This window comes from Candidatus Poriferisodalis sp., from assembly GCF_965214215.1.
Classification (GTDB): Bacteria; Actinomycetota; Acidimicrobiia; order Acidimicrobiales; family Poriferisodalaceae; genus Poriferisodalis.
Genome location: NZ_CBDCBD010000003.1, coordinates 2,754,419 through 2,779,471 on the forward strand (window position 1 = coordinate 2,754,419; position 25,053 = coordinate 2,779,471).

Genomic DNA, 25,053 nt, shown 5'->3' on the forward strand with positions numbered 1-25,053 from the left:
GTTGCGTGATTGCTCTTACCGGGTGCGGTTTGCCCACCGACGACGCTCCTTCCCGTGTCGAGGTGCCGTCAGGCGTCTTTCCCGAACGCAACAACCAACCCGTCGTGGGTGCAGCTCCCGATACGCCGACAACCTCGCTGCATGCGGTCTATTTCCTTCGCGACGGCCTGCTCGTGGAATTGCAACGTCCCCTCGCGGCACCGGTCTTCCTCGATGCCCCTCTCAACAACCTGCTGGCGGGCCCGACACCGGCCGAAGCCGAAAACGGACTCGAATCGGCGATCCCGGCCGGCACCGAGGTCGTGGACGTGCAGCTCTTGCGGAACAACGTTGTTTCCATCCACCTCAATGAGGTGTTCTTCGAAGTCGAAGGCGCCCAGAGGGTGCGCGCGGTGGCACAACTCGTCCTCACCGCCTCAGCGCTGGCACGAGATAGCCAAGGCGTGCTGTTCTTTCTCGACGGCGTCGCGCAGTTGCTTCCCGACGGGGCCGGGACAATTGCACAGGTCCAGCCCGGCGAGCTTCCTCGCGCGCTGCGGGTAGACGACTTCAGCGAGTTGATGCCGCTCACTCCCCTGCGCGCTGTCTCTTGATCGCTCGTGTGGATGCGTGGGTTTCCCAGCGAGTCAGCCGGCGTGGTCCGCGCAATGCTGCCTGCCGCCCGTAGCGCGAGCGAGTGCCAGCCCGCATCGCAGCAACGAACATCAGCATCGTGGGAAACACTTCGAGGCGGCCGAACAGCATGAGCACCATCATCACCGGCCGGGACGCACGCTCGAACGCCAGCGCCGATGAGGTCGGCCCGGCCTCGCCCAGCGCCGGGCCGACGGTGCCGATGGCCGAGACCGCACCGGAAAAACCGGTCTCGAGATCATTGCCGAGTGCGGTCATCAGCACCCCGCCCGCCAGAGCGAGACCCAGATAGAGCAGCACGAAGCCCAGCGCCCGCGCCGCCACGTCCTCGGCCACGGTGGTGTCGCCGATGCGCATCGGCAGCACCGCCCTGCGGTGGCGAGCGCGAATGACCTCCCGGACCGCGTAACGGGCCACGATCTGCAGGCGCAGCACTTTCATGCCGCCTGCGGTCGAACCCGTCATGCCGCCCACCAGGAACAGTGCCAGCAACACGAGCTGCGCGGAGGGCGTCCAGAATTGCGAGTGGGTGTAATCGGTGAGGCCGTAGCCCGTATTGGACCCCAGCGACGCTGCATAGAACGCCGCCTCCCGGATATTCGAGCCGAAATCGAGCTTGCCAGAATTGAATACCAGCAAGGCAATCGCGGCACCGCCGATGAGTCCCAGGTACCAGCGCAGCTCCGAGTAGCCCCGCAGCTTCGAGCGGGTGCGCATGATGGTGTGCCAGTGGATCGAGAAGCTCGCGCCGCAGATGATCATGCCGACGATCACCACCCCTTCGACCGCTACCGAGTCGAAGTAGGCGATCGACGCCGAGTGAGTCGAATAACCCCCGGTCGCCACCGTGGTGAAGGCGTGTGCCACCGCGTCAAAGGGACTCAGTCCCGCTGCCAGCAAGGCGAGCGCGACCGCCACCGTGAACCCGCCGTACAACATCCACAGCCGCTGGGCCGTGGCCGCTATGCGCGGCGTGAAGCGATCGGCTGTCGGGCCGGGTGCCTCGTTGGCGATGAGCTCGAGACCGCCGACCTTCAGTGCGGGCAGCACGCTCACGGCGAGGACGATCAGGCCCATGCCGCCGAACCACTGCGTCATGCTGCGGAAGAAGAGGATCCCGTGCGCAACCCCGTCGATGTCGGCCAAGATCGTGGCACCCGTGCAGGTGAAGCCCGAGACCGATTCGAAGAGTGCGTTGTCGGCCTCGCTCCAACCGATCACGCCGCTGAACAGGTACGGCATCGTTCCCGCTATCGAGACCGCCAGCCATGCCCAGGCCACCGCCGCGAACGCCAGCGGCGAGTCGGACCGATCCGCGGCCGTGGTCGAGCCCATCATGGCGCTGCCGACGCTCGCAGTGACCGCGGCGGAGGTTCCCAGCGCAAGCGCTCCCCCGCCGCCGTCAATGAGCGCGACGCCTGCGGAGACTGCCATGCCCGCCGCCACCAGTAGCAGGGCCACCCCGCTCACGTGTACCGGGGTGGATTCGAAGCGTCGTTCCCCCAGCGATGCCATGGTGCTCATCGCACGCTCATCGGTGAGTGCGTCCGGCGACGCCACCGCCCATGACGGATCGCAGTCACCAGGGGATATGCCGCAACACTCAGCGCCACCGCCGCCGCGGTCACCGACATGCGGCCGAGCAGCATGAGCAGCCCTGCGGTGAGATGCCCTAGCCAGTTGACCGCTGCCAGATGCCCGGTCGAGCCCACCGCTGGCACATCACTGGGCAGGTCCGGATCGACATAGGACAGGGCTGGCCCAACATTGGAGAGCGCGGACACGGCGTAGCTGAGCGCGCCGACGATGTCGAGCCCGCTGGCGCCGAGCAGGATCGCCGCGGGAATCAGCAGCAGCGCTGCGAGCAGCAGTTCTCCCACGATGCGGCTGATCGTGGTCTCCGAGATGGTCGAGCGGCCCAGGCGCAGCCGCTCCGCCAGCGATGGGTAGATGGCGCGGCGCAGCTCGCGCCCGATATAGGAAGCGAGCGTCAGCAGACGCACAACCTTGAAACCGCCGGCCATGGACGCGCTCATGCCGCCGATCACCATGAGCACCATCAGAATCGCCTGGCTGCCGTTCGAGAGATCGACGAACGACGCCGTCTCGAAGCCGGTCGTGGAGATCACCGACACCACCGCGAACAGCGATCTGCGGAGGTGCTCGAAGCCGAAGATCTGGGCGGAGCCGAAGTCGTCGCCGGTCCACAGCGCCACGATCACGGTGGCCCCGACGATAAGCGTGAGGTACAGCCGGAATTCGTAGCTGCGTATGAATCGGGCAGGGTCGCGGCGACGGAGCGCGAGGAACATCAGCGGCAGGCTCACGCCACCGGCTGCCATGCCGAAGATCGCCACGCTCTCGATGGCCCACGAGTCGAAATGACCCAGCGAGTCTGCGTACGTGGAGAAACCCCCGGTCGATGCCGTGGTCAGTGCGTGCAGCCCGCTCTGGGTCAGCGGCATACCCGCCAGCGCGTAGCCGCCGGCGACCAGCACGGTGAGAGCCGCGTACAGCAGCAGCAGGCGGCCCATCGTGCCGGCTCTGCGCGGTGCCAGCCTGCGAGCCGCACGGGTCGCCACTCCCCCATCGGAGTCCAGTCCGCCGACTCCGAGATGCGGCAGTACACGCACCAGCACGACGATGAAGGCAGCCCCGCCCAACCACTGCCCCGCCGCTCGCAGCGCCAGCATCCCGCCGCCGAGATCCAGCCTTTGATCGAAATCGACTGTTGGGATCGTTGTGCTATTGGTGCCGGTCACCGTCGCCGCCGCCTCGGCGAACGCCGTCGCCAACGCCGTGGGTGGGACTGCGCCGGTCGCGAGGTGAGCGATCGCAAAGGCGGCCACCGCCGCAAACGACCCAAGCACGAGCGCTGTCAGGGTCTGGCGTTCAGTGATACGTCGCTCAAATCGGCACAGTCGCATGAGGCCTAATGCGAACAACGCGATGGCAGCGCCTGCGATCAACAGCGGGACAGCATCAGTCCCCGACTCGCCGCTCGCCCCAACCCGTCCCCCGAACAACCAGTCGAATACTGCACATGCAGCGAACACCGGCGCAGCGGCGGCGAGCACCACCAAGGCCACGACGGCAAGGGTCGATTCGTAGGGCCCACAGGCCCACCGATGCAGCGCGCCGTCGCCGGCTCGCACCGCTCGCACTACCAATCGGCGCAGCCTCTCCCGCTCCCGCTCCCGAGCCCGGCGAGCCGGACGAGGTGTCACCGAAAGGCCTGCTTGACCTCGTCCACGCAGTCAGGCGTCACAAAGGCGACCACGTGGTCCCGCGCCCTCAACTCGCTGCGACCCCGCGCAATGCGGGCTTTGCCGTCGCGCACGATCGCAGCCAGCAGCATCTGGCCGGGCAGGTGGAGATCGCGCACGGTCGAGCCATCAGCTTTCGAGCCGGCGCCCACCGCAAATTCGAGCACTTCGATATTGCCCTCGAGGAAGGTGGCGACGGCTGTGACGTCGCCACGGACCATCCGCAGCACCATGTTGGCGCTCGCGGTACGGGGCGAGAGCGCAGCATCGATGCCAACCTGCTCCAGCAGCGGCAATAGCGACAGACGATGCACCACAGCGATCGTCTCGCTGGCGCCCTCCGACTTGGCGTACAGGCAGGCCAGCACATTGGCGTCGTCCTCGCCCGTGGCCGCGACGACGGCATCGAAACTTCCGATGTCCTCGCGAGCGAGAACATCGATATCGGTGATGTCGCCATGCAGCACCAAGGCGCCTGCGTGGCGCTCGCTCAACTCGAGACACCGCTGGTGCTGCAATTCGATGATGACGACCTCGATGTGCCGCTCAAGCAGGCGGCCCGCCAGCAGCCCCGCTGTGCGGCCACCGCCGAGGATCATCACTCGACGCAGATCAGTTCGATGCAGCCCCATGATCTCCATGAGCTCGCGCCGGCCCTGACGGCGACACACGACCCTCAGCAGATCATGGGGCTGAAGCGTCGTATCGCGCCGCATGACAGTGACGTCGCCATCTCGCGACAGCGCGCCGAAGATGAAGTCCCATTCCGGCTCGTAGTAGGCGCCGACCTCGGCCATGGTCTTGCCGACAAGCGGGGCATCTACCGCAAGCCGGGCGCCGACGACCAGCACTTCGCCGCTCGCGAGCTCATTGATGTCCGATGCACCGTGATATACGAGCAGATCCATGATTGCGTCGGCGGTCTGCTCGTCGGGGTCGAGCACCAGATCGACGCCAATCGCATTGCGTAAGCCGCGGCCAGCGGTGCCACGCAGGTCGCTGTCCTGCAGCCGTGCGACTGTCGCGGGCACGCCTGCCTGCTTCGCCTGCATGCACGCAAGCAGGTTGACCTCGTCGGAATCGGTGACCGCCACGACGACTTCGGCGCGATCGAGACCGGCCTCGGAGAGCACGCTGGGATTGGTCCCGCTCCCATTCACCGTGAGCAGATCTACCTCGGAGGCGAGCGCATCGAGGCGACCCGAATGCTGGTCGATGACGATGACATCATTGCCCTCACGGCTGAGGCGCTCAGCGATGTAACTTCCGACCTCGCCGGCCCCCACCACGAGAATCCTCACAATGAGCGACCCTACTTCGGGCCATGGGAAAGGGATGTCATCATGACCTGGAAGGCTCCATGGCTCTCGTTGTAGCAATCGATGCAGGCACCACCGGCGTGCGATCGATGGCGGTGAACGAGACCGGCGCCGAGGTGGCCTACGCCTACCGGCCATTCCCCCAGCACTACCCCGGTCCGGGCTTGGTCGAGCACGACCCGAACGACATCTGGGCTGCCACGGTCACCACCCTCGGCGAGCTCCGCGCCAACCTGCAGGCACTCAACGACGGGCAGATGCCAGCAATAGCCGCAGTCGGCATCACCAACCAGCGCGAGACCGTCGTAGCGTGGGACCGACGCTCGGGTGAGCCCCTCTCGCGCGCCCTCGTTTGGCAGGACGTCCGCACTGCGGACCGGTGCGAGGCGCTCGAAGCCGCCGGTCACCTGCCGCACGTCCGCCGCCTTACCGGCCTGGTCCTCAGCCCGTACTTCAGCGGCACCAAAGCCGAGTGGCTGCTGCGCGACGGCGACGTGGCGGTCAGCGCGAACCTCGCCATCGGCACCGTGGACAGCTGGCTGATGTGGAAGCTGAGCGGCGGCGCTGCGTTCACCACCGACGCGACGAACGCCTCACGCACGCTCTTGTACGACATCACCGCCAGCAGCTGGTCGGCCGAGATGTGCGACCTGCTGTCGGTGCCCACCGAGGCATTGGCGGAGGTTCGCCCCTCCGTGGGACGGTTCTGCGAGACCGCAGACACCACGGCCCTCGGGCCAGGCATCGCGGTCAGCGGCGTCGCCGGCGATCAGCAAGCGGCGCTCTTCGGCCAGTGCTGTCACGACGTCGGCATGGCCAAGAACACCTACGGCACAGGGTCGTTCGTGCTGATGAACGTGGGCGATGTATGTCCGGAACCGATCGACGGGCTGCTCACGACAGTGGCTTGGGATCTCGGTGCCGGACCGACCTTCGCACTGGAAGGCTCCATCTTTGCCACGGGTGCAGCCGTGGGCTGGATCACCGGCATCCTCGATGGTCCAGCCGACGCAACAGATGCCGAAGTGCTGGCCCGCAGCGTGCCCGACAGCGCCGGCGTGGTCGTGGTGCCCGCATTCGCCGGTCTCGGCAGCCCCTGGTGGGATCCGAACGCTCGCGGAGCGATCATGGGTCTCACCTTTGCGTCCACTTCGGCGCACATCGCACGGGCCACGATCGAGTCCATGGCGTTGCAGACTCGTGATGTCGTCGAGGCGATGAGCACCGGCGCAGGCCGTGGCATCGCAGAACTGCGCATCGACGGGGGCGCAGCGATCAACAACCTGTTGTGCAGCATCCAAGCCGACCAGCTCGGTGTACCCGTCAGCCGACCGGTCGTGACCGAGACCACCGCCATGGGTGCAGCGATGCTGGCGGGGCTGGCAGAGGGCGTGTGGTCGTCGCCTGCCGAGGCAGCGTCGGTGTGGCAGCTCGACCGGCGCTTCGAGCCTTCGGGCGACCAGAATTCGGCTGCGGCGCTTCACTCGCTGTGGCGACAGGCGCTCGAACGCACACTGCGCTGGCCGGCGGGTGAGCCATCTCGCTCCATTGCTGCGGAGGCGGAGTAAGCGCCCGAGCCGGACTGGCTCAGTCAGGGGGCGTGAGCAGGTCCAAGGCACCGCGAAGCTGGCTGACCGCCTGACGGATGCGATGCTCGTTCTCCACGAGTGCAAATCGCACGTGGCCCTCGCCTCCAGGACCGAAGCCGACGCCTGGGGACAGAGCGACGTTTGCCTCTGAGACCAGCAGCTTGCAGAAATCGACCGAACCCAAGTGGCGGTACGGCTCAGGGATCTTCGCCCAGGCGAACATCGTGCCCTTGGGCGGCGGAAGCTCCCAGCCGATGCGGCCGAGGCCCCGCACGAGAACATCGCGCCGGTCGCGGTAGGTCTCACGCACCTCGGCGGGGAAGTCCTGCTCCTCGTTCATCACCACCGTGGCTGCGATCTGAATCGGCTGGAACGTGCCGTAGTCGAGATAGCTCTTGAGCTTGGCGAGCGCTGCGATCACCTCTGCGTTCCCTACGCAGAACGCGACTCGCCAGCCCGCCATCGAGAATGATTTCGTGAGGCTGTAGAACTCGACCGCGACGTCCTTGGCGCCTTCGGCTTGCAGGATCGAGGGGGGCTCATAGCCGTCGAAACCCAAGTCCGCGTACGCAAAGTCGTGAACCAGCACGACCTCGCGTTCACGCGCGAAGTCCACGATCCGCTGCATGAATTCCAGGTCGACGCAGGCCGTCGTGGGATTGTGCGGAAACGACAGCACGATCACCCGCGGGCGCGGCCACGAGTACTCGAATCGCTCCACCAGACGCTCGAAGAAGGTCTCGCCGACATCCAGCGGTACCTCGCGCACGCTCGCTCCGGTGAACAGCGGGCCGAAAATGTGAATCGGATAGGAGGGCGCTGGCACCAAGCAGGCGTCGCCGGGTGCGAGCAGGGTCCACATCAGATGCGAGAAGCCTTCCTTCGCTCCGATGGTGTTGATGATCTCGCTGTCGGGATCGAGGTCGACGTTCCACTTGCGCCGATACAGGTCGCCAACGGCAGCGCGCAGCTTGGGGATGCCGCGACTGGCCGAATACCGGTGGTTGCGAGCGTTGAGGGCAGCTTCGGCCAGCTTCTTCACGGCACGTTCGGGCGACGGCAGGTCAGGATTGCCGAAGCCCAAGTCGATGACGTCGGCCCCGGCGCGCCGACGCTCGATCTTCAGTGTGTCGATGATGGTAAAGACGTACGGCGGCAGACCACTGATGCGGCGGAACTCCATGGCGCTGGCGGCGATCCTCGGCGCCCTAGCTCGCGGGACCGGACTCGAGACGCGCTGCGAAGTCGGCCAGCGCGGTGTGGGCGATACGCCGCTCTGCGCGACGCTTGACGAAACCTGGCAGCGGTACCGCCAGCACCAACGCGAGCTGATACAGCACTTCGGTGCGCCCCGGCTCGGCTGTCGGGTTGAACTCGTACCTTCCGTCGAGCTGCTTCACGACATCGCCGTCGACCAATTTCCACGAGATGCGGTGCGGCGCCCCGCTGTGGTCGTATGCGAGCGAGTACCTCGCTGAGCGCCCCAGCGCCTCAACGCGGAACGAGGCTTGTGTTGCTCGACCTTCGGGATCGCTCTGCGTCACCGTCGCCGTAGATACGTCGGTAGCCCACTGCGGGTACTGCTCGATGTCAGAGATCAGCGCATAGCAATCTTCGGGAGACGCTGTCACGACCGTGGTCATTGTCATCTCATCGATCATCGTTGCGTCCCACGTCCTGTGTGCTGGCCAGCCCCCATTGTCTCAGCGGCCGTATGCATGCACCACAGGGTAAACCCGCGGCAGTCGAACCTCCCGCTTTCCGGCGTCAGAATGCGCTAGCGGGACAGGGCCGTTTCGAGCTTGGCTGCGAGCCCGTCGTACGAGAAGTGCTGTTCGGTCTGTCTACGTGCCGCAAGGCCCATTGTTGCCCTCCGTTGCGGTGAGGACAACAGATCGTCGATGGCGGCGGCAACATCGCCCACGTCCGCCGGCCGTTCCACGACAAGCCCCGTCCGGCCGTGATCCACCGCTTCATGGCTGCCACCCGAGCGGCCCGCGACCGCGGGCACCCCACAAGCCGCGGCCTCGACGAACACGATGCCGAACCCCTCTTGCTCCAGCCCCGCCCACCGGCTGCGACACGGCGCTGCGAACACATCACCCATCGCCATGAAGCGCGGCACGTCATCGCCGCTGATGCGGCCCATAAAGGCGACCGGGGCGTCGAGGCGCCGGGCACGCCGCTCCAGTCGCTGGCGATCACGTCCCGCTCCCCCGATCGCCAATGTCAGCCCCGGATGCTTCGCTGACAGCCGTGCCACAGCGTCGATGACGGTGTCGAAGCCCTTGCGCGGAACGAGTCTGCTCAGGCAGACCACCAGCGGCCCCCCCTCCACGCCGAACCTGCGGCGGGCCCCCAGGCGCTCGTCGGCGCCCAGCGGCACGAACCGGTTCGTGTCGACTCCGGGCGGTACCACGGTGACGGGCAGCTCACGCGACGCGCATCGCTCTGCTTCGCCAGCCGCGTACCCCCCTGCTGAGATCACCATCGAAGCACTTTGAAGCACCCCAGACAGCACGGCACTGAGGCCCCCTAAGCGGGCAGGGACCGTCACCTCGGCGCCATGAAGCACGACGCCGTAGGGCATGCCCAGTCGCGGACCCAGCGCGCCCAGCGGCAAGGCTGGGTCGAGCAGCACGATTTCAGCGCCAACCTCCTCCGCCAGAACGCGAATTCGTCTCGCCAGACCCGGATGCGGCAACAGCACCCGATCGCGGGTTCGCACAATCCGCATGGGCTGGTCGGCGTCGAAGTGCGTCGCACCCCGGTGCGGCGTCGTGAGGATCGTGGTGGACTCGGGCGGCAGGCGGCGCCACAGCTCCCAGAGATAGTTCTGGATGCCCCCGATCTTGGGCGGGAAGTCGTTCGTGACCAACAGATGCGGACGCATCAGCCCGCTGCGTACCGCGGTGGTACCGACATGTCCAGCTCAGCCGCCACAAGACCATCTGGATCATGGGCGCCGAGGCCGTTGCATCGTGCCTCGGCGACAAGTTCGTCTCGACCCAGCCGGCGCGCCGCCCACACTGCGTGCCCGGCAACGACGTCGCACGACGATGCGAGCGATCGCCGTAACACCTCATCGACGGCGGCAACTCCGGGATCGCCGACATTGCCGAGCACGACGAGGGCGTTGCGTCGCAGATACGACGGTTGCCGGCGAGGCACATACCAGTGCCCGAATGCCGTCATGAGCTCGTCGTCGGTCATCTGCAGCAGCTCCACGACATCGACGGCGTCGCTGCGCGTGGCGCTGTCGCCACTGCGGCCGAGCTGGACCGGTTGGCTGCGCTGAAGCGCTGGGGTGAGCTGAACCCCTGGGGTGGAAGGTGGTGGAGCCGTCGCATCCTCGTTGAAGGGGCACACGGTCTGGCAGTCGTCGCAGCCATAGAGGCGATTGCCGAGGGCGACACGGTGCTCAGGCGGGAAGGCACCCGGCGCCTGGACGAGCCAGGCCAAGCACCGGTTGGCATCAAGCACGCCCGCTGTGTCGAGGGCCCCGGTGGGGCAGGCCGTCTGGCAGCGGCGGCAGTTGCCACAGCCGTCGGATTGCACTTCGCCGATCGCCGGCAGCTCTGCGGTCGTGACCACCGAACCCAGCACGGTCCACGAGCCGAGCTCTCGCGACAGCAGCATTGTGTTGTGACCCAGCCATCCCAGCCCGGCACGGGCCGCAGCGGCACGATCGACCAAGCGATTGTCATCACAGACCGCGACTGCGGCGAAGCCACTGCGCTGCAAGACCTCACAGATTCGATCGAGTCCTGCTCGCAGAGCCCCGTAGGCATCGGTTGCCACGTACGCCGCCACGGCACCGTCTCGATCGCTCCGGTCGGCCGGACGTTTGGGCGGTGCGAGCGAGTCCGGCGGATCGTAGGTGCGGGCGCACACCACGATGCTGCGTGCCCCCTCGAGGATGTTCCCGGGTGTAGTGGAGCGCTCGGGCCGCCCATAGGTGAACCACATGCCCGCGTGCAAGCCAGCCCCTTTGCGTTCGTCGATCACTTGGCGCGCTTCGATGAACGGTGCCGTGTCGGTCACACCCACGGCATCAAGGCCAGCAGCGGCTGCAACGTGCCGAACCTGTTCGAGCAGCGAACGATCTGCGCCTGGCGCCATCGCCCAAGTGTGCCGTGACGGTGAGGCTCACTCGTACGTGCTTCGTTTTATGCTGGGAGCGGCGCTCAAGCTGCGGCCGGTGCGATGTACGAAGACCAAATTGACGTCTGGGTAGGCCGCCAATACGGCCCGTACAAGATCACCGGAGTGCTCGGACGCGGCACCGTTGCGCACTGCTACCGGGCAACCACGCTGCGAGGCGACGAGGTCGGACTCAAGGTGTTGACGCCATTCGCGGAGGCACGGGCGGAGATCCGCTCGCTCTTTGAGCAGGAGTATGAGCTGATGGCCCGCCTGGACCATCCGAATGTCCTCGCTGTCCTCGGCGCCGGTGTCATCGGCGGTGCCCACTTCATGGAGATGGAGATCGTGGAAGGCGAGACCCTCGCCGAACGGTGCGGCAGCCGCCACCCCCCGACACTCGCGCAGAGCATTGCCGTTGTCCAACAGATGTGCGCAGCGCTCGACCACGTCCACGAGCACCGGATCGTTCATCGCGACGTCAAGCCCTCGAACATCATGCTCGACGCCCAACCGGACAGCAGCAGCCGGGCCGTGCTCTTCGATTTCGGTCTGGCACACGACGTGGACGGACCCCCATCGCCACCGGGCCGGGTCTACGGGTCGCCCATGTACCTCTCCCCCGAGCAGGCGCTGGCGCAGCCGGTGGATGCTCGCACCGATATATACGGGCTGGGGGCGACGCTGTATGTGCTCGCCGTGGGCTCAGCGCCCTTCTACGGGGAACGCAACGACCTGCTGCACGCACATGTGCGCACTCCGCCGCCCGACCCTGCCGAGCGGGGCGTAACTGCCGAACTCTCCGAGATCATCCTGACGGCTATGGCAAAGTCGCCCGATGACCGCTTCTCCAGCGGTGCCGACCTTGCGGCCGCCCTGGCCGCAGTGGAAATACCCGCCCAAGAAAGCGAACGCCGCCGAGGCCTCCTGCGCCGGCTGACAAGCCGGGCATAGAACACAGCGCCGGCTGACAAGCCGGGCATAAGACTCAGGTGACGCCGTGGCGGTAGCGCTCGACGACTTCGGCTTCGTCGACCCCGTACACCAGGGCCGTCTCGTCAGGGCCATCGTCGAAGGCGATGATCGCCATCACGCGCCGATCGCCCGGTCGAACCCCGACGACCGTGCCTGTAGTGCCCACGAGCGAGGTGCGGCGCTCGTCGGACGTGCTTTCTAGGCGGATGATGTCCCCGACGCCGAACGGCAAGGAGAGGCCGACAACCACGTCAACTGCTGCTTGTGGCCAGTTCGTTTGTGAGGTTGACAGCCGCTTGGAGCTTTGCCGCGGCGCGCCCGTCGGCCACGGCGTCACGCGCCATCTCAAAACCTTCGGCGAAGTCCGCTGCCAGGCCTGCTACCACCAATCCTGCGCCAGCGTTGAGCTGCACGATCTCAGCCTTGGGTCCTGTCTCGTTTCCGGCAACGATTGCTCGGAAGATGTCTGCATTGTCTTGGGGGCTTCCACCCCACAGCTCTGCTCGATTGACACGTTTCAGCCCGATGGATGTGGGATCGAACTGGAACTCGTTCACAATCTCGCCGTCCCGCACTTCGTAGATGCGCGTGAGGTCGGTGAGGCTGATCTCGTCCAGCCGATCAGCACCATGGACCACGAGCGACCGTTCCGATCCGCGGGCCGCGAGAACTCCCGCCACCCGTGGAGCCATGACGGGGTCGCTCACGCCGAGCACCTGTCGCCTCACGCGCGCGGGGTTCGACAGCGGACCGAGGTAGTTGAACGTGGTGGGCACGCCGAGCTCGCTGCGCACGGGTCCTGCGAATCGCATCGCCGGATGGAATTTCTTGGCGAAGGCGAGACCCAGGCCGATTTCCGCGATACACCGCTCGACGGACGGCCCGTCGAGATCGATCGCCAGGCCCAATGCGGAGAGGGTGTCGAACGAGCCTGACGACGAAGTTGCCGCGACGGATCCGTGCTTGCAGATCACAGCGCCCGCGGCGGCAGCCACGAACGCTGCCATGGTCGAAACGCTGAGCGCGTGACGCTGCCGAACCGGCGCCCCGCCGCTGCCGACGATGTCGATCGCCCCATCGGGAGCGGTTAACGGGACCGCTGCGTCGTGCATGGCGTCTACGAGCCCGGTGAGCTCGGGAACAGAGCCGCCCTTCATTCCCAGGGCGATGATGAATCCGGCAAGCTGGGCGTCGGTGGCACGCTCGCCCAAGATGCTGCCCAGTGCGGCACGCGCAACTTCGGGGCTGAGGTCGATGCCCGCCACCAAGTCCGTGAGCACAGCCTTCCAGCCGCCGTAATGCTCGAGCGGATGAACCTCGTCGGGAATTGGGCTGCCCATCAGTTCGTGCTGGCAGCCGCCTGCGCGTTGCGCTCGCGCGCTGCAGCGCGGCGCCGTCGCCGAATGATGCGAACACGCTCGGCGGCGGTCTGCCCGCCCCAGACGCCTTCCTTTTCCCGGACTGCAATCGCGTATTCCAGGCATTCGCCGGACACCGCACACGCTCCGCACACGGCCTTCGCCTCGAAGGCCGCATCGTCATCGTCCGCTGCGTCGCTCTCGGGCGGGTAGAAGATCTCGGCCTCGAGACCCCGGCAGGCCGCGTGACGTTGCCAGGCGAGCAGGTCAGTAGTGAGACCTCCGTGTTGGTCCACAACCATCCGGATGGGGTCCGCGCTTGCCGGTCGCGTCCTCGCGGAGTGCGTGGAGGTGCGGGGTGTTGCAGTGACAGTAAGCATCTATCGCGCAATCTTGCCGATGCATTGCCGCTTGTCAAGACCTTATTGAGCGTTCAGTATGGCGTGACATGCGCAGCCTGTTGCAGATATTCGGTCGCAGCGTCGAGCGGCGAGCAGTCGTCGCAGGCGCTGCGGTGTCCACCGGGACTGCCCTGGTGGCCGGTGTCGCGGCCGGGAGCTTGGTCGCGGAGCGGACAACAGCGGCGTACGCCGTGAACGGCTTGCTCCTTTTGGGAATGATCGCCGGAGGAGCGGTGGCCGCGGCCAGGGCGAGCGAGCATCATCTGCTGTCGTCGGTGCTGAGCTCGGGTCCCGTCATGGCGCTTGCCGTGGTGGTGCAGATCATTCGCCGATTCGGCTCCGGCGAAGCGGTCGCGGCGCTGGGCCTTCCCCTGGTGATGCTGCTGGCGGCATCGCTGGCAACGCTGGGTGGCGTGCTGGCAGGCATGGCGCGGCAACGTCGGCGCTCGCTGCTGGATCCCCACCCCGAGCCGCGTCGCAGGCGCCGGCACTGATCGAAGGTCCGGTTGGCGGAACTAGCCTGATTGCCTGCGGTGAGTCGGCCGGGTGGCCGCGGGCTGTGCTGCTTCGGAGCTCCGCAACACGCGGAGCAGTACGAAAGGCACAGTTCGAGGAAGGTCGGGACTCCACAGGGCAGGGAGCTGGCTCGCAACCAGGCGCCGCGAGGCGACGGAAAGTGCAACAGAAAGCAGACCGCCGATGGATCGGGCCCCGTGCCCGGTCACAGGTAAGGGTGAAACGGTGCGGTAAGAGCGCACCATCGCCGGGGGTGACTCCGGCGGATCGGCAAACCCCTCCCGGAGCAAGGCCAAGCAGGGATCGGACGGCCCGTCCCATGATCCCGGGTAGGCCGCTCAGATGGATGGCCACCCCGACGGCAGCAGCCGACGGACAGAATCCCGCCTACAGGCCGGCTCACCGCTTCCCGCTCCCGAGGGTGACCCCGTGCGAGCCCGCGGCGGAGCTTCAACTGCTGAGGTGGGACGTGTCGTTGAACGTGCTGAGTCGGGGCACGCCGGCCCGGATTTGGATGTGCGCGATCTGGGCTTGGGAGACGTGGATCCGCCAGGAGATCTCGTCTTCGGTGCCGAGCACCCATCGCACCGCCGACTTGATCGGCGACACATGTGTGAACACCGCGATGTTCCGAGATGCGGCTTCCTCGGCCAGATCATTGCAGGTGGCCTCGACACGTTGGTTGAGCTCCACCAAAGACTCGCCGCCTGGCAGCGCGAATCCGGGGTCAGACTGCCATTGCTCCCACATGTCGGGGCGAACCTCGGAGATCGGCACTCCGTCCCACTCGCCGTAGTCCAGCTCCGCCCAGCGTTCGTCGATGGTCATCTCGATGCCGAGCAGATGGCGGGTGGCGTCTGCGGTCTGGTGAGCCCGCTTCAGCGGTGAGGACACGATCCTGTCCGGTCGGTGATCGCCGAGCGCCAGCGCAGCAGCTATCTGGCTCGCCTGCTGAATCCCGACATCGTCGAGTTCGTTGTCGACCCGACCCTGCAGAAGACCTGCCGCGTTGGCACTCGTGCGCCCGTGGCGCACGAGGATCAGCATGGGCGCCCGTGGCGCACGAGGATCATCAGGCATTGCCTCCGCCGGCTCCACGCCGGTACTGCGGTCCAGAACGGTACGCCAAACGGCCGGTCCGCCAGAAGTCGGATCGAGCCGTCGGACTGTGCGCCATTGCGGACGCGCGCCAGATCCACCAGCAGCCGGCGAGGCCTGCGAGTTCCATCGTGGCGATCAACCAGATTCCCCGAGCGGCCAGCGGGAATGTCGCATCGGCGGCATCCCCGCCGAACGGCCACCAGAACAGTGTGGACTGCAGCCACGCGCCATCAAACAACTGATGCCAGAAGACGCCGATGGGAAGCGCCAGCCAGCGCCGACGCGCCCGGCGCCGCCCTACCGTTACCAGCATCACCGCAATGAGCCCGCCCACAGGCAGCGCCAATGAGTGCATCACTGGCGCCCCCCCGCTCACCGCGTGCAGCACATCGGGCGCCAGCGCGCCCGCCACGATGAGGCGGTGATCGATCGCAGGATCTCCAAAGGTCCAGCGCATTGCGGCCAGTGACGTCGCCACGAACCACAGCAGCATCAGGTTGGTCTCTCGCAGCCCTGATTCGGCTCAGCCACTCGCTCAGCGGACCAGCAGCGCACCGCACTGGGGGCACTCGGCCAGCTCGTCTGGCCCGAGGTGCACGATGCGCTCGTAGTCGACCGATGGAACCTCGAGGTGGCATGCGCTGCAGGTGGTGCCGACAAGCCGCCCGAGGACGGGTGCGCCACGGGCGGCGGTTCGGCGTTCTTCGTAGAGGGCGACCAGGGACGGATCGGCCGAGGCCACCAGCGCTTCGCGCGCGCTGGACACCTCGCTGCGCTCACTGCTGGCCTGGTGTTCGGCGGCGGCAATCGCGCCATCGACGGCATCCATGCGTTCACGAGCCTCAGCCTGACGCGCTGCGAGACCGGCGCGGGTGTCGTTCAGCGGCTCGAGTTCCTCCATCAGCTCGAGGATGTGATCTTCGATTTCGGTTTGGCGTCGAGCCAGCGACGCTGCTTCCGCGGTGAGTGCTTCGGCTTCCTTGGGCGACGTCAGGTGACTCTCGTACAGTCGCTCGGAGTTGTGTGCACGCTTGGCCTCGATGCGCGCAACCTCATCTTCTCGTCCCCGCTGGCGGCGTTCCAGATCGGCGATCTGCGTATCCAGCACCCTCGCCTCGCCGGCGAGCGCGCGCATCGCTTTCTCGATGCCGGCACGGATCTCGCGTTCGGGCAGATGCGCGACGTGGTGAGTGATCTGATCGAGCCGCACGTCAAGGTCGCCAATCTGGGCAAGAACCTCTAGCGGGCCCGGAGGCGAGGCCTCCGCAGCCCGGTCCGCGGCGGGCTCGGCGGGGCCGGGTCCACAAGCTGGGGGCGTCATCGCTGTTGGGCAGTCAGGTGAAGGTGCATCGAGCTCAGGTCTGGTCGTCCTCAGTACGGTCGGTGCGGGCGTCCTCGCCGGTCGGATCGGCGTCGTCGGTCGGGATGGGCTCGTCAGTATCGCCGATGGGTTCTGTGGCCCGCGCCCCGAGTTCGGTGGCGATCTGCGTGCAGCGAATCCACTCAAACCTCGAATCGCCTTCACCCGCCGGCACCGCGACCTTGCACAGCGCGTCCGGCAGTGGCTCGAATGAGCTATCTCCGGTTGGCCGGACCATGCTGCACGGCAGGTCGAATTCGAGCGGCGGCTCCGAAGGCGACACTGCTACTGCAACCGAGCACGTGTCCCCGGACAGGAATAGGTACTGGCTTGCTCGCGGCGGCGGTGGCGCGGGCGAGAACCCTCGCAATGGGGTGCCGTCCAAGGCCCGCCCCATATAGGCAGCCCAGATGCGAGCGGGGATCCACCCGCCGGTCGCCCGGCGGTCCTGGATCTCGCCCATCGGTACTTGCTCGTCAGGGTGACCCATCCACACCGCAGTCGACATGTGCGGGGTGTACCCGACGAACCAGGCGTCATGGAACGACTGTGTCGTCCCGGTCTTGCCCGCAGAGATCTGTCCGCTCGCCAGCCGAGATCGCGTGCCGGTTCCCGATTGCACGTTCTCTTCCAGCACAGATGTCACCCAGTCCGCCGTCGATGGCGACACCACGCGCCGCCCGTGCGGTACGTGCTCGTAGAGCACTTCTCCGAAGTTGTTCTCGATGCGAGTGACATAGAACGGCTCCATTCTCACGCCGCCATTGGCGAACGTGCCGTACGCCACGGCCTGTTCAAGGGGTGTCACCTCCTGCGCACCGAGCGAGATCGACGGATACGGCAAGAAGCCATCGTCGCCGGAGCGGCCGACCAGGCGATTGGCCATCCCGACGACTTCGTCCAGCCCCGTGACCAAGCCGAGTCGAACGAACGCACAGTTCGAGCTGGCAGTCGTCTGGTCCTCGATGGTTGCCACTCGACCCGGACTGTTCGCGAAGTTGCTCACTTCGTAGTCATCGAGCGGCGGGTTGGGGAAGACGCACGGTCCCTGGCCGCTGATCGTGTCGAAGGGATAGAGGCCGGCGCGCTCGATCGCAGCTGCAAGGACATAGGTCTTGTACGACGAACCGGGTTGCCGCCGGCCCTGCGTGGCGAGATTGAACTCGGAGTCACTGAACGCGGGGCCGCCGATGAAGGCGAGCACTGCTCCCGTCGACGGATCGACACTGACGATGGACACTTCGAACTCGCCGGTGCCTTCGGGCAGGACTTCGGCCACCGAGGTACGCATGGCCGCCTGCAAATCAGGACGCAGCGTCGTCCACACCCTCAGGCCGCCGCCGAATACTTGGCTGAAGCGCGCCTGGTAGGTATCGCCGAGCGCCGGATTCGACAGCAGCGCCCGCCGCACCTCCACCAGGAAGTAGTCGCGTCGCAACGCCTCATCGGTACGGCGAGGCGACAGGTTGCGGCTCGGCAGCGGCCGCCGCTCAAATGCGTCCCGCTGGGTCTCAGTGATGATTCCGGCGTCAACGGCTTGCTGCAGCGATCTGCTGCGGCGGCGCGTCATCGTGTCGATGTTCTGATCGAACCCGTCAAACAAGCCGGGGCTGCGAATCAGGCTGGCGAGGAACGCCGCATCACCGACATCGAGCGTCGAGACATCTTTGCCGAAGTAGGTCTCGGCCCCGGCTTGCAAGCCGTAGGCCCCGTTCCCGAGGTACACCTCGTTGACGTAGAACTCGAGGATCTCCTCCTTGGTGAAGTCCTCCTCAAGCCGGGCCGCGATCACCGCTTCGCGGATCTTGCGATTGAAGCTGCGCTCGTTGCCGACCACGCGGAGCTTGACGATCTGCTGAGTGATGGTGGAGCCGCCCGATGCAATCCCGCCGGCGGATACGTTCGATACCAAGGCTCGCGCGGTTGCCCTCAGATCCACTCCGTTGTGGAGCCAGAACTTGCTGTCCTCCACCGCGACGATCGTGGCAATCACGTCGGCGGGGACTTGGTCCAGCGTGATGATCTCGCGGTCGATGTCGTTGAGCAGAATGCCGATCTGACTGCCAGCGGAGTCGAAGACTTGGGTTCGCTGGGCGCCGGGCCGAAGGTCGATGGTGATGTGGTCGCGATCGCGTTCGACGGCATCGAGCGTACGAGCGACGTGCGGCGCGGAGGCTCCTGCGCCGACGGTGACGACGGCCGCGCAGACCGCGATCATCACGGCTAGCAGGGGCAGCCTGGCGAGGCGGCGGGCGATGTCCACGTTGTTCTGCAAGGTACCGGGCCCGACCGCGCAGCAGGGTGCGCCCGCTTTGGCGGCGGCAGAACCCTCAGCTCCCGCGATCCCGCAGGCGAGAGATGCGCAACGTCGCAGAATCTCTCGCGCCCGCTGGGCAGGCGGCAGTGCCCTGCGCTCCCGCGATCGGGCAGGTCGCAACGTCGCACAGTTCACTGCCGCCTGCCCAGCTATGACATCTTTGGCTCACCGCTTGGGGTCACACTGGTGTCATGAGGTGTGCTGGGACTAGTGAACCGTCCGCCGTTGTTGAGCACCTCGATGCGCGGCGCGTCTGGATTGTTGACGGCGGGCCGAACGCGCCGCGCCGTGTGCCGCCCGGCGAGCCCACTTGTGTGATCGCCGTGGACCGCGGTCTGGCTCACGCGCTGCGCTTCGGCCTGCGGCCTCACGTAGTCCTCGGCGACTTCGACTCCGTCGATCCCGGGATGCTGAACCGTGCCCGAGATGAATGGCCCGACCTCGTCGTTCAACGGCATCATCCCGACAAGGCGCACAGCGACTTGGACTTGGCCCTGAGCTTTGCGTGGAGCCTGGATCCCGATGGGATCGCCCTGTTGAGCGGCGCTGGGGGCAGGCTCGACCACATGATGATCGGCATGACGATGCTGGCCCGGCCGCGGTACGCCGCGCTGCCGCTCACCGCCTACATCGGGACGAGTGTCGTGCGCGCTGCAACCGCCGGCATGACGTTGCCGCTGCCGTCCGAGGACGGGAACCTGCTCTCGCTGCTCGCGGTCGGCGGGAGCGCCAGCGTGCTCACGAGGGGGCTTCGCTGGAACCTGACGCCGTCGATGCCGCTGCGCAGCGCTTCATCGCTCGGTCTCAGCAATGAGCTCGCAGCTCCCTCAGCTCGTCTCGAGGTCCGCGCGGGCACCATCCTGACGATTCAGACGCATGGCACGCCGCTGCGGTGAGCGCCTCGCCGGGGGCCTCGCCCGGCGCGCCGGCATCCGGGTCGCAGTTGCATGCGCGGCGGTTCTCATTGCGGCTGGATGCGGCGAGACCGACCACGGATCCGCTTCGGTGCGCGTCCTGACACATCGCGACTTCCACCTGCCTGCAGACGCGCTCGAAGCGTTCACCGAAGAGACGGGTATCGAAGTCATCGTGTTCCGCGAAGACACCCCTGACGACGTCATCAATCTGCTGGAACGCAGCCGCGCCCACCCGGTCGCAGATGTGGTCGTCGGCATCGACACTTTGGACCTTCAACACATCATCGATGGAAGCCTCACCGAGCCCTACGTACCGCTGGCACCCGGGCCACTGGTCGACGACTTGGCCGTGGACGACCATGCATTGACGCCTGTCAGCTACATCGACGCCTGCCTCAACTATCTGCCGTCCTTCTACGTGGTGCCCGACCGGCGCATTGATGAGCTCCCCGATGCCGAGCTTGTGCCTCCACCGGTTCCGAGCGGGCTCGATGCGCTGTGGGACCCAGCCCACGCGGGAACAGCGGTGATCCCCGATCCCGCGACGGCCAGGATGGGCGTCTACCTGCTGGTTGCGTTGGAGCGGCGGTATCCCGAACGTGGCGACGACGAGACGACACCGTGGCCCCAGGTGCTCGACCAGATGCTCAGGTGGGACGTCGAGCTCGCACCTAGCTGGGAGATCGCGACGTTCGAGCGGTTTGCGGGCGGGGAGCCGCCCCCGGCGCGGCCGATCAGTCAGGACGATCCTGATCCGGTGACGCTGGCGTCGCTGAGCGGACGCAGACCGATGACGTGGGGCACGACGGGGTTGCCGTCGGTGTTCGCCGAGTACCAGCCGGGCCTGCCTCCCGCACTGGACATCGCTGTCGTGACCGATGACTGCGTCCGGATCGGGTTCTATGCCGGCGTCGTGGCGGACGCGCAGAATGCTTCCCTCGGCGGGCGGCTGATCGACGCCATCGGTGAGCCGCTGTTCCAATTCGGCATCAGCGACCGCTTCGGCTCGAGACCTGCTCGCAGCGACATCGTAAGCACGCCCGCATGGACCGAGTTCGGGGTGGCGGTTCATCCGTACCGGCCCGATCCTGCCTATGTGGGCGCAAACTGGAAGCAATGGCAGCTCACCTGGAGCCAGGTGGTACGGAACTTCAGCACGGGGCCTCCCCCGCCCGAACCAGAAATAACCGTGACCCTGCCCTAACGGCCACTGTTTCGCTCGTCGGCCTAACGGCCACGGTCTCGCTCGTCGGCCTGACGGCCACGGTCTCGCTCGTCGGCCTAACGGCCACGGTCTCGCTCGTCGGCCTGACGGCCACGGTCTCGCTCGTCGGCCTAACGGCCGACCAGCGTGGGGTCGAAAAGGACCGAGCGTCCCAGTCCGTCACGACCGACCAGAGTGCATGCGAACACACCTTTCGCGCGGAACACGTTGGTGGCCGCATCGTCGAGACGCTCCAGGCTGAGTCGGCCCTCGGTGACAGCCGCCTCGATCGCCATGAACGCGGCGGCGGCATCCTGCAGATCACCGACGAGGGCGAGGTCCGCGCCGGCGGTGACCGCCAGCAGTGCGGCTTCGCTCACCGACCACTGGCTGCGAATCGCACCCATGATCAGCGAGTCGGTCACGATCAGCCCGCCATGGCCCAGCTGGTCGCGGAGCACCCCGTCAATCGCCGCCGGCGACAACGACGCCGGCATCCCCGCGGTCAGGCCGGGAACGTGCAGGTGACCCACCATGACCGCCGCGTCGGTGGCCCCGATGACCGCAGCGAACGGGATCAGGTCGCGTACGCGCAGCTCGTCCAGCGGCGCCGTCGACGCCAGTTCGTCATGTGTGTCCGCAGTGGCCCCGCCGTGGCCCGGGAAGTGCTTCACCACCGGGACGATCCCCCCCGCGCTGAGACCTTCCACCGTCGCCAAGCCATAGTCGGTGACCGTCGCCGGGTCGTTCCCGAATGACCGGTCCCCGATGCCCTCGCCGGCACCGACATCGATGACCGGTGCGAAGTTCATGGTGAACCCGAGTTCGGACATCTTGCGAGCATGATCCGCTGCCCGTTCGGCAACCTCTGCGGGCGATCTGGCGGTCTGAGCTGCCGCCGAAGGAAGCGTCCCCACGACGGCGGCGAGTCGCTGCACCCGACCACCTTCCTCGTCGACCGCGAAGATCAGCGGTACCCGGCCGGCGAAGTCCTGCAATTCGGCAATGCGGCGCCAGACATGCTCGGTAACGGGCCCCTGAAGCAAGATGCCGGCAATACGGCGGTCACGCGCCTCCTCCACGGCCAAGCCCAGCGAGCGCTCGCTCAGCGCCGTCATGATCGTCTGCCCGATCCGTACCGGCAGCGACAACTCGCTGGTGCACCATCGATCGACATCGGTCCACCACGCTCCAGATAGCAGTTGGCGAACCCCGACGCCCGAGAGCCAGCCCAATGGCCGCTCCTCGCCAGTGAAGACTGTCGGACCTGGATCGCCGACGGCGACCTCGGAGTTGTCGGCGAGCTGCAGCCAAACACCGAGTGCCCCAGGCGCCCCCAAGCGGGCACCGACGACCTGCGTGTTCAGCTCGGGCGGGTCGCTGACGATCGGCAGGATCGAGGTGCCGACGGGTTCGATCGAACCGTCCACGCCGACCACCCAATAGCCGACCCCGCCAGGCCCGCGCAGCACCGCCACGATCCGAGGTGCGGTCGGCGCTCCTTCTGACCCGCTGGAGAGGTGATCGGGGGCAACCGTGATGAGCGGGGGTATCTCGGGCTCACCGGAGGTTTGGGCTGCGGCTTGCGGCAGGAACGCCAGCCAGGCGGCGGCAGCAATCAGAACTGCCGATGAGGCGCTGAGTCGTCTGTGGCGCAGTCGCATTCTCCGGTGCGACGCAATCGGCAGCGACGCTGGTGATCCGCTGGCGTCGATGGTCACCCCGATCCCAAGCGTTGATCCAGTTCCTCGGCCGACAGCAGCTGGTGCGGCAGCTCAATGCTGTTGGCACCGCTTGGATCCACCTCGATCGGCGCAGTGAAGTTCACATCTCGGATGAGGCAGAACGTCTCGTCCACAGCCGGGCAGTAGAAAACCACAGCCGTGGCGCTGAGCACGGCGCTGCCAGATTGCGCGTCGACGGTTGCAGCGAGGCGCACGGGCATCTCAGGTCCTCGGGCTTCGTAGCGAGTGCTGCCTTGTGGGCGGATCACGGCGGCGTCGCCTGAGGACCAGGTGAACTCGAACAACCCCTCGGTGTTGAACTTGTACTCCTCAGGCACCACCAGTTCGAGCACGATCTCGACGGGACCCGGTGCGACTCGCTGGGGCGCCAGCACGACCTCGTCTTCGATCACACCCGCCATCGTCACCGTCGCGATCTCCAGATTCGACAGTGCCAGCGTGGACAGCTCGCCGGATTCCAGATCGAGCGTGCGGATCCGGTGGTTGTTGGTGTCGGCCACGTACAGCGTGTCGGAAGTGGCGCTGAGCCCGCTCGGCTCGGCGAGTTGTGCTTGCGGGCCGCTGCCGTCGCGCAGGCCCGCCTGCCCGTCGCCGGAAACCACCGTCGATGTCATCGTCTCGAGGTCGAGCGCCTTGATCCGGTGGTTGTAGGTGTCTGCGATGTACAGCCGGCCCTGTCCCGCAGCGTTGCCCACGTATTCGATGCCGATGGCGTGCTGCAGCAGCGTGTCACCGAAGCTGCCGACTTCGTCGCCCCACACGAACAGGTGCTTGCCCACCAGCGTGTTCAGCTGGCCGTCGAGGCCGAATGAGATTCGCCGCACCGCACTCGCCTCGGGATCGGTGAAATAGAGCGCAGCGGCGTCCGATGCCAGCCCCGATGGCTGCGACAGGGTGGCCTGCAGCCTGTCGCCGTCGTCGAGTCCTTCGGCCCCGGTTCCTGCAAACAGGCCGAGTGCCCCGCTCGTCAGGTTCATCAGCCAGATCTGGTGCCGTCCCGCACCTGCGATGTACAGCACGTCGCCTTCGAGGTGCAGGTCCCAAGGCGAGGCAATGGCCGTCACCGCAGCAGGCCCGGGCCTGAAGGCGGTGACCGGTTCTCCGGTCCCGGCAATGGTGCCAACGTGGCGGCCCTGCAGGTCTGCGGCCCGGATGAGGTGATTCTCGCGGTCGGCGATGTACAGCGTGTCCCCGTCGGGGCTCAGCGCCATGCCTTGGGGACGCCGGAACGTCGCCTCGGTGAATCCGCCGTCCGCCCGTCCCTGCGCCCCGTTGCCGATCACGTCGATGAGTTCGCCGTCGAGCGTCGCAATCAGCACCCGATGGCGTCCCGTATCAGCAATAAAGAGCCGATCACCTGCCTCGTCGGCAAGCACCTTGCCGGGGAAACTCAGGACCGTCGGCAATGGCGGCGCTATGTCGAGCAGCTCGCCGAGCGGTGTCGGATCAATGAGCCCGTTGTGGCCGAACTCTTCTGCCATGACCGAGATCGCTGGTTCGAGAGCGGTGTAGACGCCCTCACCGGCGTACTGACCGACCACCTTTCCCTCGGGATCGATGACGACGACAGTCGGCCAGGCGTTGACGCCATAGGCAGTGCGCAACAGTTCCTGATCGTCGTTCACGATCGGGTGCTGACGGCCGTAGCGGATCGACGCTTCGCGAACCGCGTCGGATTCGCGCTCGCTGGGGAACTTTGCCCAGTGGACGGCAACGACCACCACTTCATCGGGATATTCCTGCTCGAGCCGGTGGAGATCGGGAATGATGTGGATGCAGTTGATGCAGCCTTGGGTCCAGAAATCGAGGATGACGATCTTCCCGCGCAAGTCGGTGCTCATCGACAGCGGTCTGCTGACATTGAACCAGTCGTATCCGGCAGGAAACTCCGGAGCAGCGACGCTGCCCTGCAGCGTCAGCGGCACGGTGTCGGGGACCGCGGTGGTGCTCGCAGCTTCGGTGCCAGCAGTTGCGAGATCGTCTTGCACACTGCCAGTCGGCGGCTGCGAGGTGTCTGTGGCGCTGGCACCGATGTCGCCGGTGTCGGTGGTTGCCTCCGGCGTCTCGGGCGAAGCGCATGAGATGGCCACCAGCAGCGTGCCGGCCGCAGCCAGCAGGGCGCGTCGAGCCGGCTTGCGCTGAGACCGCTTGTGTCGGACTTGACTGCGGGGCCTGCGAGCCGCCCCTGCGTTGGGGCCCCGCATCGCCG

Annotated in this window: 22 protein-coding genes and 1 other RNA gene; 7 read left to right on the forward strand and 16 right to left on the reverse strand. The window is 66.6% G+C overall.

The features are described from left to right. The first annotated feature begins 5 nt into the window (after nucleotides 1–5). On the forward strand, nucleotides 6–593 hold the full coding sequence (locus ACOOF5_RS14700; protein ID WP_420440428.1) for a GerMN domain-containing protein: 588 nt from the start codon (nucleotides 6–8) through the stop codon (nucleotides 591–593). On the opposite strand, the gene ACOOF5_RS14705 is transcribed toward ACOOF5_RS14700, so the two are convergent. Genes ACOOF5_RS14705 through trkA form a run of 3 tightly spaced genes read right to left on the reverse strand, consistent with a single transcriptional unit; the run spans nucleotide 568 to nucleotide 5,200 of the window. Further along, nucleotides 568–2,157, reverse strand: coding sequence for a TrkH family potassium uptake protein (locus ACOOF5_RS14705; RefSeq protein ID WP_420440430.1), 1,590 nt, complete (start codon nucleotides 2,155–2,157; stop codon nucleotides 568–570). The genes ACOOF5_RS14700 and ACOOF5_RS14705 overlap by 26 nt on opposite strands. Next, the gene (locus ACOOF5_RS14710) at nucleotides 2,154–3,860 is read right to left on the reverse strand and encodes a TrkH family potassium uptake protein (RefSeq protein ID WP_420440432.1); all 1,707 of its coding nucleotides are present in this window, start codon (nucleotides 3,858–3,860) and stop codon (nucleotides 2,154–2,156) included. Before ACOOF5_RS14710 ends, ACOOF5_RS14705 begins: the two co-directional genes overlap by 4 nt. Next, on the reverse strand, nucleotides 3,857–5,200 hold the full coding sequence (gene trkA, locus ACOOF5_RS14715) for a Trk system potassium transporter TrkA (RefSeq protein WP_420440434.1): 1,344 nt from the start codon (nucleotides 5,198–5,200) through the stop codon (nucleotides 3,857–3,859). Before trkA ends, ACOOF5_RS14710 begins: the two co-directional genes overlap by 4 nt. Nucleotides 5,201–5,259: 59 nt before the next feature. Here trkA and ACOOF5_RS14720 point away from each other — a divergent pair, with 59 nt between their 5' ends. Further along, on the forward strand, nucleotides 5,260–6,786 hold the full coding sequence (locus tag ACOOF5_RS14720; protein ID WP_420440436.1) for an FGGY family carbohydrate kinase: 1,527 nt from the start codon (nucleotides 5,260–5,262) through the stop codon (nucleotides 6,784–6,786). 19 nt (nucleotides 6,787–6,805) lie between these two features. Here the strand turns inward: ACOOF5_RS14720 and ACOOF5_RS14725 are convergent, their stop codons facing one another. The 4 genes from ACOOF5_RS14725 to queG form a co-directional block, all read right to left on the reverse strand. Next, on the reverse strand, nucleotides 6,806–7,990 hold the full coding sequence (locus ACOOF5_RS14725; protein ID WP_420440438.1) for an aminotransferase class I/II-fold pyridoxal phosphate-dependent enzyme: 1,185 nt from the start codon (nucleotides 7,988–7,990) through the stop codon (nucleotides 6,806–6,808). Nucleotides 7,991–8,015: 25 nt separating this feature from the next. After that, nucleotides 8,016–8,456, reverse strand: a complete 441-nt coding sequence (locus ACOOF5_RS14730) for an SRPBCC family protein (RefSeq protein WP_420440440.1) — start codon at nucleotides 8,454–8,456, stop codon at nucleotides 8,016–8,018. A 128-nt stretch (nucleotides 8,457–8,584) separates the two neighbouring features. Next, nucleotides 8,585–9,700, reverse strand: coding sequence for a glycosyltransferase family 4 protein (locus ACOOF5_RS14735; RefSeq protein ID WP_420440442.1), 1,116 nt, complete (start codon nucleotides 9,698–9,700; stop codon nucleotides 8,585–8,587). Further along, nucleotides 9,700–10,929: a tRNA epoxyqueuosine(34) reductase QueG gene (gene queG / locus ACOOF5_RS14740; protein WP_420440444.1), complete on the reverse strand. Its 1,230-nt coding sequence runs from the start codon at nucleotides 10,927–10,929 to the stop codon at nucleotides 9,700–9,702. The genes ACOOF5_RS14735 and queG overlap by 1 nt, the downstream gene beginning before the upstream one ends. A gap of 84 nt (nucleotides 10,930–11,013) precedes the next feature. On the opposite strand from queG, the gene ACOOF5_RS14745 reads away from it, so the two are divergent. Continuing rightward, on the forward strand, nucleotides 11,014–11,904 hold the full coding sequence (locus ACOOF5_RS14745) for a serine/threonine-protein kinase (protein ID WP_420440446.1): 891 nt from the start codon (nucleotides 11,014–11,016) through the stop codon (nucleotides 11,902–11,904). Between the two features lie 34 nt (nucleotides 11,905–11,938). Here the strand turns inward: ACOOF5_RS14745 and ACOOF5_RS14750 are convergent, their stop codons facing one another. From ACOOF5_RS14750 to ACOOF5_RS14760, 3 genes are read right to left on the reverse strand one after another with little or no spacing between them, the layout of a single operon-like run. After that, nucleotides 11,939–12,175, reverse strand: coding sequence for a hypothetical protein (locus ACOOF5_RS14750; protein ID WP_420440448.1), 237 nt, complete (start codon nucleotides 12,173–12,175; stop codon nucleotides 11,939–11,941). A 1-nt stretch (nucleotide 12,176) separates the two neighbouring features. Then, complete coding sequence (trpD, locus tag ACOOF5_RS14755; RefSeq protein WP_420440450.1) at nucleotides 12,177–13,265, reverse strand: anthranilate phosphoribosyltransferase; 1,089 nt, start codon at nucleotides 13,263–13,265, stop codon at nucleotides 12,177–12,179. Next, nucleotides 13,265–13,585 (reverse strand): WhiB family transcriptional regulator, encoded by a 321-nt coding sequence (locus tag ACOOF5_RS14760; RefSeq protein WP_420440452.1) that lies wholly within the window; start codon nucleotides 13,583–13,585, stop codon nucleotides 13,265–13,267. Before ACOOF5_RS14760 ends, trpD begins: the two co-directional genes overlap by 1 nt. A gap of 146 nt (nucleotides 13,586–13,731) precedes the next feature. Here ACOOF5_RS14760 and ACOOF5_RS14765 point away from each other — a divergent pair, with 146 nt between their 5' ends. Together ACOOF5_RS14765 and rnpB are read left to right on the forward strand one after the other, a co-directional pair. Next, complete coding sequence (locus ACOOF5_RS14765; protein WP_420440454.1) at nucleotides 13,732–14,178, forward strand: hypothetical protein; 447 nt, start codon at nucleotides 13,732–13,734, stop codon at nucleotides 14,176–14,178. Nucleotides 14,179–14,218: 40 nt separating this feature from the next. Then, nucleotides 14,219–14,606, forward strand: an RNA gene (gene rnpB / locus ACOOF5_RS14770) — RNase P RNA component class A. Nucleotides 14,607–14,650: 44 nt separating this feature from the next. Here the strand turns inward: rnpB and ACOOF5_RS14775 are convergent. Genes ACOOF5_RS14775 through ACOOF5_RS14790 form a run of 4 tightly spaced genes read right to left on the reverse strand, consistent with a single transcriptional unit; the run spans nucleotide 14,651 to nucleotide 18,924 of the window. Further along, nucleotides 14,651–15,280 carry a histidine phosphatase family protein gene (locus ACOOF5_RS14775; RefSeq protein ID WP_420440456.1) on the reverse strand — a complete coding sequence of 210 codons (630 nt, stop codon included), beginning with the start codon at nucleotides 15,278–15,280 and terminating at the stop codon, nucleotides 14,651–14,653. After that, a complete protein-coding gene (locus ACOOF5_RS14780; protein WP_420440458.1) occupies nucleotides 15,273–15,794 on the reverse strand; it encodes a hypothetical protein in 522 nt (173 codons plus the stop codon). Before ACOOF5_RS14780 ends, ACOOF5_RS14775 begins: the two co-directional genes overlap by 8 nt. A gap of 42 nt (nucleotides 15,795–15,836) precedes the next feature. After that, complete coding sequence (locus ACOOF5_RS14785) at nucleotides 15,837–16,622, reverse strand: zinc ribbon domain-containing protein (RefSeq protein ID WP_420440460.1); 786 nt, start codon at nucleotides 16,620–16,622, stop codon at nucleotides 15,837–15,839. 34 nt (nucleotides 16,623–16,656) lie between these two features. Beyond that, nucleotides 16,657–18,924 (reverse strand): transglycosylase domain-containing protein, encoded by a 2,268-nt coding sequence (locus ACOOF5_RS14790; protein WP_420440462.1) that lies wholly within the window; start codon nucleotides 18,922–18,924, stop codon nucleotides 16,657–16,659. 245 nt (nucleotides 18,925–19,169) lie between these two features. Between ACOOF5_RS14790 and ACOOF5_RS14795 the strand changes: the two genes are divergently transcribed. Both ACOOF5_RS14795 and ACOOF5_RS14800 read left to right on the forward strand, forming a co-directional pair. Continuing rightward, complete coding sequence (locus ACOOF5_RS14795; protein WP_420440464.1) at nucleotides 19,170–19,874, forward strand: thiamine diphosphokinase; 705 nt, start codon at nucleotides 19,170–19,172, stop codon at nucleotides 19,872–19,874. Then, the gene (locus tag ACOOF5_RS14800) at nucleotides 19,855–21,099 is read left to right on the forward strand and encodes a hypothetical protein (protein WP_420440466.1); all 1,245 of its coding nucleotides are present in this window, start codon (nucleotides 19,855–19,857) and stop codon (nucleotides 21,097–21,099) included. The genes ACOOF5_RS14795 and ACOOF5_RS14800 overlap by 20 nt, the downstream gene beginning before the upstream one ends. A gap of 131 nt (nucleotides 21,100–21,230) precedes the next feature. On the opposite strand, the gene ACOOF5_RS14805 is transcribed toward ACOOF5_RS14800, so the two are convergent. Further along, nucleotides 21,231–22,763, reverse strand: a complete 1,533-nt coding sequence (locus ACOOF5_RS14805) for a glycoside hydrolase family 3 N-terminal domain-containing protein (RefSeq protein ID WP_420440468.1) — start codon at nucleotides 22,761–22,763, stop codon at nucleotides 21,231–21,233. Nucleotides 22,764–22,816: 53 nt separating this feature from the next. Further along, nucleotides 22,817–25,048 (reverse strand): thioredoxin-like domain-containing protein, encoded by a 2,232-nt coding sequence (locus ACOOF5_RS14810; protein WP_420440470.1) that lies wholly within the window; start codon nucleotides 25,046–25,048, stop codon nucleotides 22,817–22,819. Nucleotides 25,049–25,053: the final 5 nt, after the last annotated feature.

Bases quoted from the DNA above. Each gene is read 5' to 3' on its own strand.
- ACOOF5_RS14705 (WP_420440430.1), bottom strand. From the start codon at position 2,157: ATGAGCACCATGGCATCGCTGGGGGAACGACGCTTCGAATCCACCCCG.
- ACOOF5_RS14720 (WP_420440436.1), top strand. From the start codon at position 5,260: ATGGCTCTCGTTGTAGCAATCGATGCAGGCACCACCGGCGTGCGATCG.
- ACOOF5_RS14725 (WP_420440438.1), bottom strand. From the start codon at position 7,990: ATGGAGTTCCGCCGCATCAGTGGTCTGCCGCCGTACGTCTTTACCATC.
- ACOOF5_RS14730 (WP_420440440.1), bottom strand. From the start codon at position 8,456: ATGACAATGACCACGGTCGTGACAGCGTCTCCCGAAGATTGCTATGCG.
- ACOOF5_RS14735 (WP_420440442.1), bottom strand. From the start codon at position 9,700: ATGCGTCCGCATCTGTTGGTCACGAACGACTTCCCGCCCAAGATCGGG.
- queG (WP_420440444.1), bottom strand. From the start codon at position 10,929: ATGGCGCCAGGCGCAGATCGTTCGCTGCTCGAACAGGTTCGGCACGTT.
- ACOOF5_RS14745 (WP_420440446.1), top strand. From the start codon at position 11,014: ATGTACGAAGACCAAATTGACGTCTGGGTAGGCCGCCAATACGGCCCG.
- trpD (WP_420440450.1), bottom strand. From the start codon at position 13,265: ATGGGCAGCCCAATTCCCGACGAGGTTCATCCGCTCGAGCATTACGGC.
- ACOOF5_RS14760 (WP_420440452.1), bottom strand. From the start codon at position 13,585: ATGGTTGTGGACCAACACGGAGGTCTCACTACTGACCTGCTCGCCTGG.
- ACOOF5_RS14765 (WP_420440454.1), top strand. From the start codon at position 13,732: ATGCGCAGCCTGTTGCAGATATTCGGTCGCAGCGTCGAGCGGCGAGCA.
- ACOOF5_RS14775 (WP_420440456.1), bottom strand. From the start codon at position 15,280: ATGCCTGATGATCCTCGTGCGCCACGGGCGCCCATGCTGATCCTCGTG.
- ACOOF5_RS14780 (WP_420440458.1), bottom strand. From the start codon at position 15,794: ATGCTGCTGTGGTTCGTGGCGACGTCACTGGCCGCAATGCGCTGGACC.
- ACOOF5_RS14785 (WP_420440460.1), bottom strand. From the start codon at position 16,622: ATGACGCCCCCAGCTTGTGGACCCGGCCCCGCCGAGCCCGCCGCGGAC.
- ACOOF5_RS14795 (WP_420440464.1), top strand. From the start codon at position 19,170: ATGAGGTGTGCTGGGACTAGTGAACCGTCCGCCGTTGTTGAGCACCTC.
- ACOOF5_RS14800 (WP_420440466.1), top strand. From the start codon at position 19,855: ATGGCACGCCGCTGCGGTGAGCGCCTCGCCGGGGGCCTCGCCCGGCGC.
- ACOOF5_RS14805 (WP_420440468.1), bottom strand. From the start codon at position 22,763: ATGCGACTGCGCCACAGACGACTCAGCGCCTCATCGGCAGTTCTGATT.
- ACOOF5_RS14810 (WP_420440470.1), bottom strand. From the start codon at position 25,048: ATGCGGGGCCCCAACGCAGGGGCGGCTCGCAGGCCCCGCAGTCAAGTC.